Below are 13,234 nucleotides of genomic sequence, written 5' to 3'. Positions count from 1 at the left end.
AAGATTTTATAAAGATTAACGGCTACCGGCTGACTTAGCAGCCGGTTAGGTCTTTAATATCGGCTTTTGCAGCATGGATTTATAGCAATGGCGCAGTTTGCAGTGTTTGGTTTGGGTCGGTTTGGTGCAGCCGCCTCAATAGAATTGATGCGACTTGGGCATCAAGTGATCGGGGTAGATAACAATACAAAATTTATCAATAGGCTGGCAGATCAGCTAAGCCATGCAGTAATAGCCGATGTAACCGATGAACAGGCCCTGCAGGAGTTGGATATTCAGCGCTGCGACGCGGTACTGGTGGCTATTGGCGAGGACCTTGAAGCCAGTATTTTATGCGTGCTGCATTTAAAAAATATGGGCATTGAGCAAATTTGGGTAAAAGCGACCTCTAAAGCACACCATATGATTTTATCGCGCTTAGGGGTAAGCCGCATTATTCATCCGGAAGAAGAAATGGGCGTTAAAGTAGCTCAAGCGCTGAATTATCCGATGGTGAACCAATACCTGGCGCTGGGCAATAACCAATACCTGGTTGAAATAGATATTACTCAACGCCTGCAAGGCATCACCGTAGCCGCCTTACTGGCTGACGCTAACGCCTTTGTTAAAGCCGTGCTGGTAAAACGCCGTGATAAGCTGTTCTCGCCGCTGGCAAGCGACTTTGTGCTGGAACACCAAGATAGATTGGTGCTGGCCGGCTCGCTGGATATTCTGAAGTCACTGGCACCGAAGCTGACAGCATGAAAAACTGGTTACCACAGCACATGCCGTATGTCCGGACGGCTCCTCTGGCACGCGCTACTGTCAACTTAAGCCCGCCAGCATTACTTACACTTGGCTTTCTGGCGCTTATTATTGCCGGTACAGCGCTGTTATTACTGCCTTTGGCTACCACCACTCCCATCAGTATGCTGCAGGCACTATTTACCGCCACATCTGCAGTTACCGTTACCGGCCTGGTGGTGGTAGATACCGGAACCCAATTCACTCTGTTTGGCCAAGTGGTTATTGCACTGTTAATCCAGGCCGGCGGCTTGGGGTTTATGACCTTTGCCGTAGTAGCTGCCATTAGCTTGGGTGCCAAAATTGGCCTCACTCAACAAAAAATTGCGCAGGAGGCGATGAACCAAACCAGCCTGGCGCAAGTGGCACAAACTGCCAAAGCTGTATTGCTGTACTCACTGTTAATTGAATTGGTCGGTATAACACTACTTACCCGGGTCTGGTGGGATGAGTTGGGCTTTAGCACCGCGCTGTATCATAGCTTTTTTTATACTATCTCTGCCTTTAATAACGCTGGTTTTGCGCTTAGCAGTGCCAGCCTGATGCCGTATGCCAGCGATATAGCCGTAAACCTGATCATCACAGGCTTGTTTATTGTCGGAGGCATCGGCTTTACCGTGATGATTGATATTAACAAGCAGCGACGTTGGCGCTTACTCAGCACCAACACCCGCATAGTGCTGCTGGCCACAGTTATTATAAACCTGCTGGCTTTTTGCCTGATCTGGCTGCTGGAAGCAAACAACCCAGCTACGCTGGCTAACCTGCCGGTGAAAGACCAGGCCTTAGCCGCATGGTTTCAGGCAGTTACGCCGCGCACTGCCGGTTTTAATACTCTGGATTACAGCCAGATGACCGACGCCAGCAATGTGCTGACACTGCTGCTAATGTTCATCGGCGGCGGCTCTCTCAGCACCGCCAGCGGCATTAAAATTGGCACCTTTGTGGTACTTATTATGGCCACCTATGCGTTTTTACGCCGCAGGGACGAGGTAAGCTTATTACAACGCAGCGTGCCGGCCGCGCAGGTATTAAAAGCACTGGCGTTGGCGCTGGTATCGATGTCACTGATTTTTATCAGTATCTTTATCTTAACCGCGTTGGAAAAAGCACCTTTTCTCGACATTGCTTTTGAAGCCGTATCAGCGCTCAGTACCGTGGGATTATCGCGGGGTTTAACAGCCAACCTCAGCAGCAGCGGCCAGTTGGTCATCATCTTTCTGATGATCGCCGGCCGGCTGGGCCCGTTAACGCTGGCTTATCTTCTTGCCACACCCAAGCAGCGCAAAATCCGCTATGCCGACACCAAAATTCAAGTGGGCTAAGCAACAGAGTTAATGGCTAAAATAGCGATCCAGTATCGCCAGCGTATCACGGACAATACTGATACGCTGCGCGATAGCGGCGCTGTGTGGCCGGATACCGATTTTCGCCCCCAACACCGGTAATGCTTGCGGGTCATTGCAGGCGGCCAGGCAGTTATGCATCGCCTGCTCTGTCATCCAACTGCCGGGTTCACCATGCTGCACCAGCGCACTTTGCTTTGGTGGCTGATGGCTGTCGCGCCAGGCACCGTATTCACTGTCCTGATCCGATACGCCGGAGAACATCACTCCGCTTAACACCCCGGCGGCCTGCGCCGCCTGAATATGTTCCAACGCCCCCTCAACACGGCGGGTTTCAAATACCGAGCGGCCCCAGTTAATTACCATGCCTAAGTGCTGCTTGGTGTTTAGCTGTGTATTTAACTGCGTTATTACCTCAAGCTCATCGCCCAGGGTTAAAAAACCTTTGGAAGGAGCATGACTGTCAACCAGGGCGTCACAGTGTTCAATCACTATTTTCGCCCCTTGCCAGTCCCACTGCAGCATAGTGTTTAGTGAGGCCATAAGCGCCGCCCTAGAAGATGACGCTTTATGCCGTGCCGGTGCGGTTTGAATTTGAATCGCGGTGACTGCCGCCCGGCCCAAATGGGCATTGAGCTTGCCAATGGCGGCACAGGCTTGCTGCATAAAATCCAGCGCAGCCAGGCGTCCGGCTTCGTCATCCGAGGCAATACCAAACAACGGGTTTTGCCCCAGTGCATTCATAATGCCGGGAATACAGGTAAACACATAATCCCAGTCCGGGGCGACATTTGCCAAAAACCAATCGTCATCGTGCTGATGTAAGCGGCCTAAAAACGGATGCTCCAGACCTTTTACATTAGGCAGCGCTTTTAATTCGTTATAAAACGCCGTTTCAAGCGCAGCATCCCAACCGCTGTGATTCGGTGAAGCGGCATAAGCGCCAAGAGTGTATTTCATAGTTTTTTTATCCTGTTTTACGCTTATTCGTCAGGGCTGGCTATTCATCAGGGCTGTTTAAGGTAAACACCAGGTGCTTGCGCATATCTTTCAGCACTATACCCTTTTTCAGCAGTAAGCCGCTTAAGCGCTTTTGCCACGCCAGCAACTGTGGCTGTGCAGCATCCAGTTGCGCCTGCTCAGTAAACTGCAGCCGCACCAGCAGCGACACCGGGAAGGCTTCATATTCCAGGCTAAACCAGCACTGCACTACGCCGGGCAAATCCAGCAATGCCTGCTGCTCCAGCTTGGTGACCGCATCCAATACCGCAGCTTGTTGTTTAAGTTGTACTTTGGAGAGTTTTTTCATGCTGATACATACCTTAACAATACTGCCCCGCCACCCAGCCGCTGGCCCAGGCCCACTGGAAATTATAGCCACCGAGCCAACCGGTTACGTCTACCACTTCGCCGATAAAGTACAAGCCGGGTTGCTGTTTGGCTTCCATGGTTTTTGAGGATAAATAGTCAGTGTCTACCCCGCCAATGGTCACTTCTGCCGTGCGGTACCCCTCAGTGCCATTGGGTTTAAAGATATAGCCATGCAGGCTGTCGGCAATCTGCTTAATGCTTTTCGGGTTCAACGCTTTAAGCGGCTGGTTAGCAAATACGTTAAGCTCCAGCAATTTTTCTACCAGCCGTTTTGGCAGCAATTTGCCCAGCGCAGTTTTCACTTCCTGCTCCGGGTGTGCTTGCTGTTGTGCCGTCAGAAATTCTACCAAGTCAGTTTGCGGTGCCATATTCACCAGCACCTCATCGCCCGGCTGCCAATAGCTGGAAATTTGCAGTATCGCCGGCCCGCTTAAGCCGCGATGGGTAAACAGCATATCTTCAGGGAACATCGTGCCGTTGGCTTCTGCCGTAACCGGCAGAGATACACCGCTGATTTCTTCAAACACGGCTTTATCGCTTGGCTGCCAGGTGAGCGGCACCAGCGCCGCACGCAGTGGCAGCACCTTTAAACCAAATTGTTCGGCCAGCTGAAAACCAAAAGCGGTAGCGCCTAAATTCGGCAGGCTTAAACCGCCGCTGGCCACCACCACACTGTGACAGCGGCGGCTTAGCTCCGGCGTAATTACCGTATATTGGCCGTCAGCAAAGCTGACATCGCTGATATTTTGCTGCAGGGCAATTTGCACATTGGCGGCTTTGGCCTCGCTAAGCAGCATATCGACAATATCTTTGGCAGAATCATCACAAAACAGCTGACCGAGGGTTTTCTCGTGATAGGCAATAGCATGCTTTTGCACCAGGGCGATAAAATCCCACTGCGTGTAACGGCTTAATGCCGATTTACAGAAATGTTTGTTTTGCGACAGAAAATTCTCCGGCGCAGCATACATATTGGTGAAATTACAGCGGCCACCGCCCGACATCAGAATTTTGCGACCAACGCGCTTGCCGTTATCCAACACCAGCACACTGCGGCCACGCTTACCGGCTTCTATCGCGCACATTAAGCCCGCCGCGCCGGCACCTATAACTATCACATCCCACTGCTGCATAACGCTTGCTTACCTGATTGACGCAAAGGCCGCTATTGTCGGCGACTCGGGCGGCGGATGCAATCTATGCCAACAGCTATAAAGCGATACAACGTGCGATTCCCGGCTGCAACCCGGCTTTGACAATAAAGAGACTCCAGATATAGCGGTGTCACTTATAGTCAACACTCTTAATTTAATATTACGGATTCAATAGCCGGCTTAGCTGAGCCTGCGCTAAAGGCTCACTTTGCGCGGCTGCCAGTTGATACAGGTCACGTGCCTTGACCAGATCTTTGCTGACGCCGCGGCCATATTCGTACATCCACCCCAGGTTATACTGCGCATTGGCATAGCCCTGCTCTGCCGCCTGAGCAAATAACTCTACTGCTTTTTTATCGTCAGCTTTTACCTGGCGGCCGTTTTTATAAAACAACCCCAGCGCCGTTAACGCGCGCGGCACTTTGGCATCCAGCGACTGCTGATACAATTCAAAGGCTTTACGCTCATTCAAACTTACGCCATAACCTTTTTCGTACATATACCCCAGATGCGCAATAGCCCGCTGATGGTTCTGCGCTGCAGCTTTTTGATACCACACTACCGCCTGGTTATCATCCTGACGCGCACCGCGACCGGTTTCAAACCGCAAGCCAAGGTTAAACTGCGCATCAGCATCGCCCTGCTCTGCCACTTTGATATACCAAATCAGCGCCTGTGCATCGTCTTGCGGCACGCCGCGACCAGCACCGTACATAAAGCCCAAATTATACTGTGCATACAACACACCTTGCGCTGCCGCCAACCGGTACCATTTTACTGCTTCAGCATCATTTTGTGTGACCCCGGTGCCATTGGCCAGCCGCAAGCCGGTCAGGTATTGCGCCTGGGCGTGCCCCTGCTTTGCCGCCTGCAAAAACCAGTTATAAGCGGCAACTTCATCCACTGCCACTCCCTGGCCCTGGCTTAGCATTTGCCCCAACCGGAATTGTGTCTCTGCATTGCCGGCTTTGGCAGCTTGCAAAAATAACTGCATACCACGGGCTGCATCGGCCTTAATGCCGCGGCCTTCTGTAACATGTACGCCAAGGTAGTAGCACGCCGTCATATCCTGCTGGTCACAAGCTTGCTGCAATAGTTCTACCGCTTTACTGTCATTATTACGTACACCGCGGCCAAGAGAATAGCTGATACCGACTTCACGCTGAGCTTCTGCCACCCCTTGCGAAGCAGCGCGGCTGAATAAATCAAAGGCCCGGCTTTCATTTTTTGCAACACCTAAGCCCTGTAAATAAAACTGCGCCAATTGAAATGCAGCACGGCTGTGGTTTTGTGCCAACGCACGTTGATACCAGCCTATGGCTTTATTAACATCAACTTTAGCACCACGGCCATCCTGATAGCGGCCGGCGACAATAAACTGTGCATCTACGTCCCCCTGCTCTGCCGAACGCTCGTACCAAAGCAAGGCACTGGTATCATCCTGAGTTACACCCCTGCCATTGGCATACATAAAGCCCAGGTTGTATTGCGCCAGGCTGTATTGCTGCTCTGCCGCTTTCTGGTACCAGTACACCGCTAACGCATCATCCTGTGCCACACCTTTACCATTAGCGTGCGCTACCGCCAGTTGATACTGCGCTTGCGCCATGCCTTGCTCTGCAGCCGCGCTAAACCAGCGCGCTGCAGCTAATTGATCACTGTTGATGCCGTAACCGTTAGCATACATCGCCGCCAGATTAAACTGTGCATCGACCAGGCCGGTCTCTGCCAGCGGATACCAATGGCTAAATGCCTCAGCATAATTTTGCCGCTCAAAAGCACGTAGGCCAGTATCGAAACGAGCATCAGCAAGGGCTTTAACCGGCAGCTCCGGACCCGATTTTTTTTGCGCTGGCGCTGTTTTTGCTGCAGCAGCTACAGTAACGGTAGCAACGGAGGGTGGTGGGGTATTTGGCACTGTGGTTGGCGTAACAACGGCTACTGCCGGCGTAACCCTAGCGGCCGCAGGTTTAACTGGCACCGCAGCCGCGGTTTCAGCAGCTTGTTGCTGCGCTTTTAACTGCGTTACACCATTGGCGATATCACGCTGCGCTTTGGCTGACTCGGCAAAATCTGTGCTGGCAGATGCTGCTTGTTCCAACCAATAGGCGGCTTGCAACGCATCTTGTTCTACGCCATGGCCAAGAGAGTATAATTTTGCCAGCTCAAACTGCGCAGTGGCATTGCCTTCCAGCGCCAGGTTTTGCCATAACTCGGCCGCTTTGGCATGATCGCCCTGCTGATATGCCGCTTTTGCTGCTGCAATTTTTTGTTGCGGTTCTGCCGACAGCATACAGCTGACTGCCATTAAGCTTATTATTATTTTGTTTAGCCGCATAGATGCCCCCTTTCACTGACAGTTGTTATATCAAAGAAAGTGACTTACACCAAGCGCAGAACAGAGATAAAAAGTGAACTCAGGGTGAATAAAAGGCCAAAAACCGCGATAAAGTGCCTATTTTAACCGTTAATCTGCTGATTATAGCCTTGCAGCAAGGCCTGCCAGTCATGCTGCTGCCAGCTAAAGTTCGCGTGCAACCCCTGCTCCTTTTGCAAGGAACGCTGCAAGCGCGCCAAATTTTGCTGCATCCAGTCGCCATGTTGACGTATGGCGCACTTATCAAAATCAATCAGCCAAACCTGCCCGCTGCTGTCGAGCAAAATATTGTGGCAATTTAAGTCTGAGTGATACACACCCTGCTGATGAAACCGGGCGATAACCACACCGACCTGATGCCACTGTGCGGCGTTAAGTGCAGTACCGGCAGCCAACATAGTGGCCAAATCACGGCTGTCTTTAATCAGAGCGATCATAATATCGGCACGGTAAAACAATCCATGGCGTACATATTGCGCAGCCAATGGCCGGGGCACCGGCAGACCGCAGCGCTGCATATAGCGCAGCAGGTTAAATTCCTGCATGGCGCGGCTGGCCAGCACACTTTGGTAGCTGAAATTGTCATTTACCAACTTGCCGATAAGCCCACCACGGTAGTAATGCCGCATAACCAACTCAGTAGCGTTGTGACGGATAAACCAGGCAATATTGCGACCACGTGACTGGCCGATAACCGCTTGTTGCTGCTGCCAATGTGCAGCAGTAAAACTTAACTGTTCCGGCTGATGAAATACCTGTGCATCGTACCACTGCACAACATTGGCTGCCCGGCGCACACGAAAATTGCCGCTGTCTGAAGTCAGATAATCGCTGATTACGTTACTGATACGCGCACAGGCACCGCCATGACGCTGATACAGTGCCAGCGCTGCCACGCCCTGCTCTGCCGCCTGTTGCGGCAAACGCAACAACATAGCGGTGTTGCTTACCAACGAGGCGGCATCGGTAACCCAATTTACCGCATCTGCCTGCTGCAGCCACTGATAAGCCTGCGCAAAATTAAACACATGCGGCCCGGTTTGCAGCGGTTTGGCAAAACACATTGCCTCCAGCGGGTTATGACCGCCGCGTGCAATTAAACTGCCGCCGATAAACACCACATCCGCCAGTTGATACCAGGCCAGCAACTCACCCATGCTGTCACCCAATAACACACGGCAATCTGCTGTTACTTCGCGCTGCTCGCTGCGACGCACGGTGTTAAGCCCGGCATCACTTAACAACTGCGCTACTGCTGCGAAACGCTCGGGATGACGCGGCACCAGTATCAACAATAAATCAGGAAATTCGACGCTTAACTGCTGATACGCACTGATAAGTTGCTCATCTTCACCGGCATGCGTACTGCCGGCTACCCACACCTTACGTCCGGTCAGCTGCGGCCGGAACTGCGCCACCAGGCTGTCAGTATGCGCCGGCACGGTCATATCGTATTTTAAATTGCCGGCCACGCTAAGTTGCGCCTTGCAGCCAAGCGCCTTAAAACGCCGTGCCGTTGCGCTGTCTTGGGCCAGCAGCAGGCTGATATTGTCCAGTGCCAGGCGGCTGAAGGCATAAAAACGATGATAGCCGCGGGCAGAGCGCGCCGATAACCGTGCGTTTACCACTATGGTGGGGATAAGTGCCCGGCGGCATTGCTGCAGTAAATTCGGCCATAGCTCAGTTTCCAGCACAACAACTGCCTGCGGTTGCAGTTTATGCAAAAAACGCCGCACGGCGCCGGGTGTATCCAGCGGTAAATAGCAGTGGTACACGCTGTCAGCAAAAGTACTGACAATGCGCGCAGAGCCGGTTGGTGTAGTGCAGGTTACCGTCAGCGTTAATTGCGGATATTGCTGTTGCAAGGCTTTAATCAGTGGTGTTGCGGCGACAACCTCGCCCATTGATACTGCATGCACCACTATGCCCCCCATAGCCGCCGCCGGTACCTGCTGTAAGGCAAAACGCTCTGCCATACGTTGGCGGTATGCAGGGTCCTTGCGGGAACGCAGCAAAAAATAGCCCAACGCAGGTAGCATAATCAGGTAAATAAAAATGTTGTAACAACAACGGAAAAACAGCTGCGGCATTAGCGTTTCCTGCGATTAACGCTCAGGTTAGAGCACCCTGGCACCTTATTTGGCGCGGTGTAATGGCCGCCATAATGCCAAAATTAGCGCAGTGTTACCAAAAGATTCTGTTTCAAAACAGCTTTAAATGCTAATCTGCTCGCCATATTTGTTGGCAGATCACTGCCGTAGTCGGGCGGAATTACCCCGGGATCCCAGGAGCTTATTTATGGCGTTACCACAACACCAGCAACCCGCAATGCTGGATGGCGTAAAAGAATTTTTGCTGCGTATTGCAGCCTCAGGCTACTTTCCGGCAACCGCTTTTATTAAAAACCAGCCCGACAAAGCCAGCCTGCGGGTATTTAACGACGATATAAAACTGGAAATTGTCAGTCACTGCTGGAACTATGCGCGCTTTTTTGTGTATCAGCTAAGCTCGCTGGTAAAGTATCCGCCAACCCATATGCAAGTCCGGCTTACCGTGTTTTATTCAGCCGAAGACGTCGAAACCGCGAAGCTGTTAAAGCATTTTCAAACCATTGAAGTACCCAATGTTGAGTGGAATTTCCAGGAGTTGCCAACCCCGTTGCTGATGCGTCGTGCCATCGGCCGCAACCATGCGTCAAAGCACACTAAGGCAGATTGGATCTGGTTTGCCGATTGCGACATGGTGTTTCATGAGGGCTGTTTGGATACGCTGGAGCAACTGCTTAAAGGCCGCCAGGACATTTTACTATTCCCCGATACCCTGTTGGTAACGCCGCTGCTGACCGAAGCTGATCCGATGATATCAGCCGGTAAAGATAAAACCACGTTGCTGGAAGTAGATAAAACCAAGTTTAAACCGCGCAAATTTGACCGTGCCACCGGCGCTATTCAAATTATTCACGGTGATGTGGCGCGCCAGTGCGGCTATTGTGATGATTTAGCGGTATATCAGAAACCAAAATATCACTGGACCAAAACCTACGAAGACCGCGCTGTGCGCTGGTTGTTAGGCACTCAGGGCACGCCGATAGCACTGCCGAACCTGCTGCTTATTCGCCACGCTGAAAAAGGCCGCTACAAAGAAAACAGTAAAATATCTGTGGTACGCAAAACTATTCGTCGCATTAAGTCGGCACTGATTAACAAGTAACAACGAAACAGAGACCCTTATGGCACGTAAAAAAACAATTGCGCAAAGTATACGCTGGTGGTGGTCAACCCGGGTGCTGGGCTTTTGGCGGGTAAAACTCAGCGGTGCGGTAAAACGTAAACTGGCAGCGCCGGCTGATACCATTGTATTTAACCGCGATGCTGCGCCTATGCCAAAGGCTAAAAAAGGCGGCATTACCGTTATTCTTACCGCTTATAGGCGCGCCGAATATCTGGCAGAGCAAATTACTGCGCTGCGCAATCAAACTGTACCACCGGATGAGATCTGGGTATGGTCAAACCGCAGCGAAGATCAGTTACTGGATGTTTCTGCTCTGGCCGACCGGGTAGTTGTGTCAAATACTAACTTCCTGTTTTGGGGCCGTTTTGCGCTGGCAAGTCTGGTACGTACTGAATTTGTTGCCTTTTTTGATGATGATATCCTGCCGCAACCACGCTGGTTTGAAAACTGCTTAAATACTATCGAAGCCGGCCACGATGGCATTCTCGGTGGCTCCGGCGTCTTACTGCCTGCTGAAGGTGGTTATTCCAGCAAAAATAAAGCCGGCTGGAATGGCGCACAAAACAGCGACGTCACTGAGGTTGATTTAGTTGGCCACGCCTGGTTTATGCGTAAAAGCTATGTGCGGTATATGTGGATTGAAGAGCCGGAGTACTGGGACAACGGCGAAGATATTCATTTATCTTATATGGCACTCAAACATGGCGGTATTAAAACTCTGGTACCACCACACCCGGAAGCTGATCAATCTTTATGGTGCTGCCGGCCGGATTTTGGCAAGGCCGTTGGCCGGTTAAAAGTAGCCACATACCAAACTCAGGATCACCGGGGCACCCGCAGCGCTATCGTAGATAAATATCGTGCAGATGGCTGGAAAATAGTCAGCTGCCGCTGAGTCTGAAAATGCAGTATGCCGCTAACGATAGCGGCATACTGCAAATGCATTACAACGCCGCTAAAATCACTTCGGCTTTGCTGACCTCAAAGGTTTTTGGTGCTTCAACATTTAGTAAAGTGACTACGCCATTGTCGACAATCATCGCGTAGCGCTGTGAGCGCACACCGCCAAAATCACCGGTTTCCATGGTCAGGCCGATAGCTTTATGAAAGGCCGCGCCGCCGTCAGCTAAAAACACGATCTCTTCGGCATTCTGGCTTTTTGCCCAGGCACTCATCACAAAAGCATCATTCACTGCAGTACACACAATGCTATCGACGCCCTTGGCTTTTATTTGGTCAGCCAGCGTAATGTAGCCCGGTAAATGCGCTGCTGAACAGGTCGGTGTAAACGCGCCCGGCACGGCAAACAGTACGACTTTTTTATTAGCAAAAACCTGACTCGTGGTTGGGTTCATTACGCCTTCTTTGGTTAGTTGTGAAAAACTCACCTCAGGTAACTTGTCGCCGGTTTTGATCATGGTGCTTCCCCTGTTAAATAAATTCTTATCAAAATAGCATTAAATTGCTGCATTAATATACACATCAAATCGGTTATTCTTGCCCGTTACCGCCATTGTCGGCGCTACGCCGGCTAAAAATCCGGCATAACCGGGTCTTTTTACCACTACCCGTTTTTGCGCCAGCTTAAGCGCAGGGGCCAATAACGCGTCGGCATCATCGTCGCTGCCTACCACATCATGAAAGGCGCGCATTTCTTTTTTAACCAACGCGCTTTTATCGCGCGGTGGAAACATCGGGTCTAAATACACCACATCTACCGCAGGCTGTTGCTGCAAAGCGTCTAACGCGACGCTGTGTACTAACTTCATACGTTCAGCCAACCAGCTAAGTTCAGCGCTCTGTTTACCGCGGCGCAAACCATCATACAGCAACGCAGCAACCGCAGGGTTACGCTCTACCATGGTAACAGTGGCGCCTAAACTTGCCAGCACAAAGGCATCGCGGCCCAGGCCGGCGGTAGCGTCAAGGATGGTTAGATCACGCTTTTTATGCAGGCCACAGGCTTTGGCAATGGCTTCGCTTTTACCGCCACCGTATTGACGCCGGTGACTGGCCGCGCCGCCGGCAAAATCAACACAGATATCGCCCTGTTTGGGTAAATCGCTATGACGCAGCACCAGAGCATCATCTTGCCAGGCCAGATGCCAACCGCCGGCTGCAGTAACCAGGTTTAAACCAAATTGCTGACAGAGGCTGGCGGCATAATCAGCGCTAAGCCTCGGGCTGCTTAATAAATTCAGCGACATTACTGCTGCATTCCGACAAAGTTCTCACCTGAGCTTAGGGCAATAATCTGGCTGATGTGCGCCAGGCTGCGGCCCGACTGCTGCTGCCACAGATTAAATTGCTGCTGAATTTGCGCCAGGCTGCGTTTACTGTTGATACCGCCGTCAAATACTTTGGTGGCTCTAAGGTAAGCCTCGACATCGGTGCTGAGAATAAAGGTATCTTTGCCTATCGCTCTTAAAGCATAAGGCCCGGTGTTACCACCCAAGCGGGCACCATATTGCTTCAGATAAGCCCATAAGCCAATAATATCGCTTGTTGGCCAATCAGCTATAAAACGGGCAAAGCTGCCGTGTTTAGCGGCAATATCGTCAATCATCATGGCATTATGACGGATAGTAAACACTTTAGCGGCGTTGCGGATAATGCGCTCGTCGCGGGCTTTGGCTTCGAGCATCTCGTCGCTCATCAGCAGGATTTTTTCGATACTGAAATCAAAAAATACCTCACAAAAGCCGGGCCATTTTTGCCGTACCACGCGCCAGACAAAACCGGACTGAAATACTTTTTTCGTTAACTCGCCCAGCAGCAAGTTATCCGCTATAGCAGCAATCTCGTCGCTGCCGGCACTTTGCCCTAACAAGGCTTCCAGCGCCGCGGCGCCACCTTTGCGCTTACAGGCACGCTGATAAATACGTGCAAACGGCTCAGCAGTACTCACAATTAACCTTATCCTTCAGCAAAAAAATAAGGCAACAGTGTAACTGCTGCCTCAACATCAATAC

12 protein-coding genes are annotated in these 13,234 nt (G+C 51.4%); 4 read left to right on the top strand and 8 right to left on the bottom strand.

The features are described 5' to 3' along the window. The first annotated feature begins 87 nt into the window (after positions 1–87). Together HRH59_RS11560 and HRH59_RS11555 are read left to right on the top strand one after the other, a co-directional pair. A complete protein-coding gene (locus HRH59_RS11560; RefSeq protein ID WP_173501423.1) occupies positions 88–744 on the top strand; it encodes a potassium channel family protein in 657 nt (218 codons plus the stop codon). Beyond that, entirely contained in the window at positions 741–2,108 is a 1,368-nt protein-coding gene (locus HRH59_RS11555) for a TrkH family potassium uptake protein (protein WP_173501422.1), read from the top strand. Before HRH59_RS11560 ends, HRH59_RS11555 begins: the two co-directional genes overlap by 4 nt. A gap of 9 nt (positions 2,109–2,117) precedes the next feature. Here HRH59_RS11555 and HRH59_RS11550 read toward each other — a convergent pair whose 3' ends face one another. The 5 genes from HRH59_RS11550 to waaA form a co-directional block, all read right to left on the bottom strand. Continuing rightward, positions 2,118–3,089 carry a DUF4862 family protein gene (locus tag HRH59_RS11550; RefSeq protein ID WP_173501421.1) on the bottom strand — a complete coding sequence of 324 codons (972 nt, stop codon included), beginning with the start codon at positions 3,087–3,089 and terminating at the stop codon, positions 2,118–2,120. A 40-nt stretch (positions 3,090–3,129) separates the two neighbouring features. Continuing rightward, positions 3,130–3,438, bottom strand: coding sequence for a hypothetical protein (locus HRH59_RS11545; protein ID WP_173501420.1), 309 nt, complete (start codon positions 3,436–3,438; stop codon positions 3,130–3,132). Positions 3,439–3,451: 13 nt separating this feature from the next. Beyond that, the gene (locus HRH59_RS11540) at positions 3,452–4,633 is read right to left on the bottom strand and encodes a BaiN/RdsA family NAD(P)/FAD-dependent oxidoreductase (protein ID WP_173501419.1); all 1,182 of its coding nucleotides are present in this window, start codon (positions 4,631–4,633) and stop codon (positions 3,452–3,454) included. A 181-nt stretch (positions 4,634–4,814) separates the two neighbouring features. Next, on the bottom strand, positions 4,815–6,947 hold the full coding sequence (locus HRH59_RS11535; protein ID WP_231702476.1) for an SEL1-like repeat protein: 2,133 nt from the start codon (positions 6,945–6,947) through the stop codon (positions 4,815–4,817). A 167-nt stretch (positions 6,948–7,114) separates the two neighbouring features. Beyond that, on the bottom strand, positions 7,115–9,121 hold the full coding sequence (waaA, locus tag HRH59_RS11530; RefSeq protein ID WP_173501417.1) for a lipid IV(A) 3-deoxy-D-manno-octulosonic acid transferase: 2,007 nt from the start codon (positions 9,119–9,121) through the stop codon (positions 7,115–7,117). 208 nt (positions 9,122–9,329) lie between these two features. Here waaA and HRH59_RS11525 point away from each other — a divergent pair, with 208 nt between their 5' ends. Together HRH59_RS11525 and HRH59_RS11520 are read left to right on the top strand one after the other, a co-directional pair. Then, positions 9,330–10,241: a glycosyltransferase family A protein gene (locus HRH59_RS11525; protein WP_173501416.1), complete on the top strand. Its 912-nt coding sequence runs from the start codon at positions 9,330–9,332 to the stop codon at positions 10,239–10,241. 19 nt (positions 10,242–10,260) lie between these two features. After that, the gene (locus HRH59_RS11520; RefSeq protein ID WP_173501415.1) at positions 10,261–11,157 is read left to right on the top strand and encodes a glycosyltransferase family 2 protein; all 897 of its coding nucleotides are present in this window, start codon (positions 10,261–10,263) and stop codon (positions 11,155–11,157) included. 49 nt (positions 11,158–11,206) lie between these two features. Here HRH59_RS11520 and HRH59_RS11515 read toward each other — a convergent pair whose 3' ends face one another. The 3 genes from HRH59_RS11515 to HRH59_RS11505 are packed head-to-tail and all read right to left on the bottom strand — an operon-like array spanning position 11,207 to position 13,170. Continuing rightward, a complete protein-coding gene (locus HRH59_RS11515) occupies positions 11,207–11,680 on the bottom strand; it encodes a peroxiredoxin (protein ID WP_173501414.1) in 474 nt (157 codons plus the stop codon). A gap of 39 nt (positions 11,681–11,719) precedes the next feature. Continuing rightward, a complete protein-coding gene (locus tag HRH59_RS11510; protein WP_173501413.1) occupies positions 11,720–12,469 on the bottom strand; it encodes a class I SAM-dependent methyltransferase in 750 nt (249 codons plus the stop codon). Then, entirely contained in the window at positions 12,469–13,170 is a 702-nt protein-coding gene (locus tag HRH59_RS11505) for a DNA-3-methyladenine glycosylase I (protein ID WP_173501412.1), read from the bottom strand. The genes HRH59_RS11510 and HRH59_RS11505 overlap by 1 nt, the downstream gene beginning before the upstream one ends. Positions 13,171–13,234: the final 64 nt, after the last annotated feature.

The organism is Rheinheimera lutimaris, assembly GCF_013283795.1.
GTDB lineage: Bacteria > Pseudomonadota > Gammaproteobacteria > Enterobacterales > Alteromonadaceae > Alishewanella > Alishewanella lutimaris.
Note: the sequence above shows the minus strand (reverse complement) of the source record. Positions and strands in the feature narration are given on the sequence as shown.

What these genes read in the sequence shown, in the direction of transcription:
- HRH59_RS11515 (WP_173501414.1), bottom strand. Translation starts at nt 11,680, where the DNA reads ATGATCAAAACCGGCGACAAGTTACCTGAGGTGAGTTTTTCACAACTA.
- HRH59_RS11550 (WP_173501421.1), bottom strand. Translation starts at nt 3,089, where the DNA reads ATGAAATACACTCTTGGCGCTTATGCCGCTTCACCGAATCACAGCGGT.
- waaA (WP_173501417.1), bottom strand. Translation starts at nt 9,121, where the DNA reads ATGCCGCAGCTGTTTTTCCGTTGTTGTTACAACATTTTTATTTACCTG.
- HRH59_RS11525 (WP_173501416.1), top strand. Translation starts at nt 9,330, where the DNA reads ATGGCGTTACCACAACACCAGCAACCCGCAATGCTGGATGGCGTAAAA.
- HRH59_RS11545 (WP_173501420.1), bottom strand. Translation starts at nt 3,438, where the DNA reads ATGAAAAAACTCTCCAAAGTACAACTTAAACAACAAGCTGCGGTATTG.
- HRH59_RS11520 (WP_173501415.1), top strand. Translation starts at nt 10,261, where the DNA reads ATGGCACGTAAAAAAACAATTGCGCAAAGTATACGCTGGTGGTGGTCA.
- HRH59_RS11560 (WP_173501423.1), top strand. Translation starts at nt 88, where the DNA reads ATGGCGCAGTTTGCAGTGTTTGGTTTGGGTCGGTTTGGTGCAGCCGCC.
- HRH59_RS11540 (WP_173501419.1), bottom strand. Translation starts at nt 4,633, where the DNA reads ATGCAGCAGTGGGATGTGATAGTTATAGGTGCCGGCGCGGCGGGCTTA.
- HRH59_RS11510 (WP_173501413.1), bottom strand. Translation starts at nt 12,469, where the DNA reads ATGTCGCTGAATTTATTAAGCAGCCCGAGGCTTAGCGCTGATTATGCC.
- HRH59_RS11535 (WP_231702476.1), bottom strand. Translation starts at nt 6,947, where the DNA reads ATGCTGTCGGCAGAACCGCAACAAAAAATTGCAGCAGCAAAAGCGGCA.
- HRH59_RS11555 (WP_173501422.1), top strand. Translation starts at nt 741, where the DNA reads ATGAAAAACTGGTTACCACAGCACATGCCGTATGTCCGGACGGCTCCT.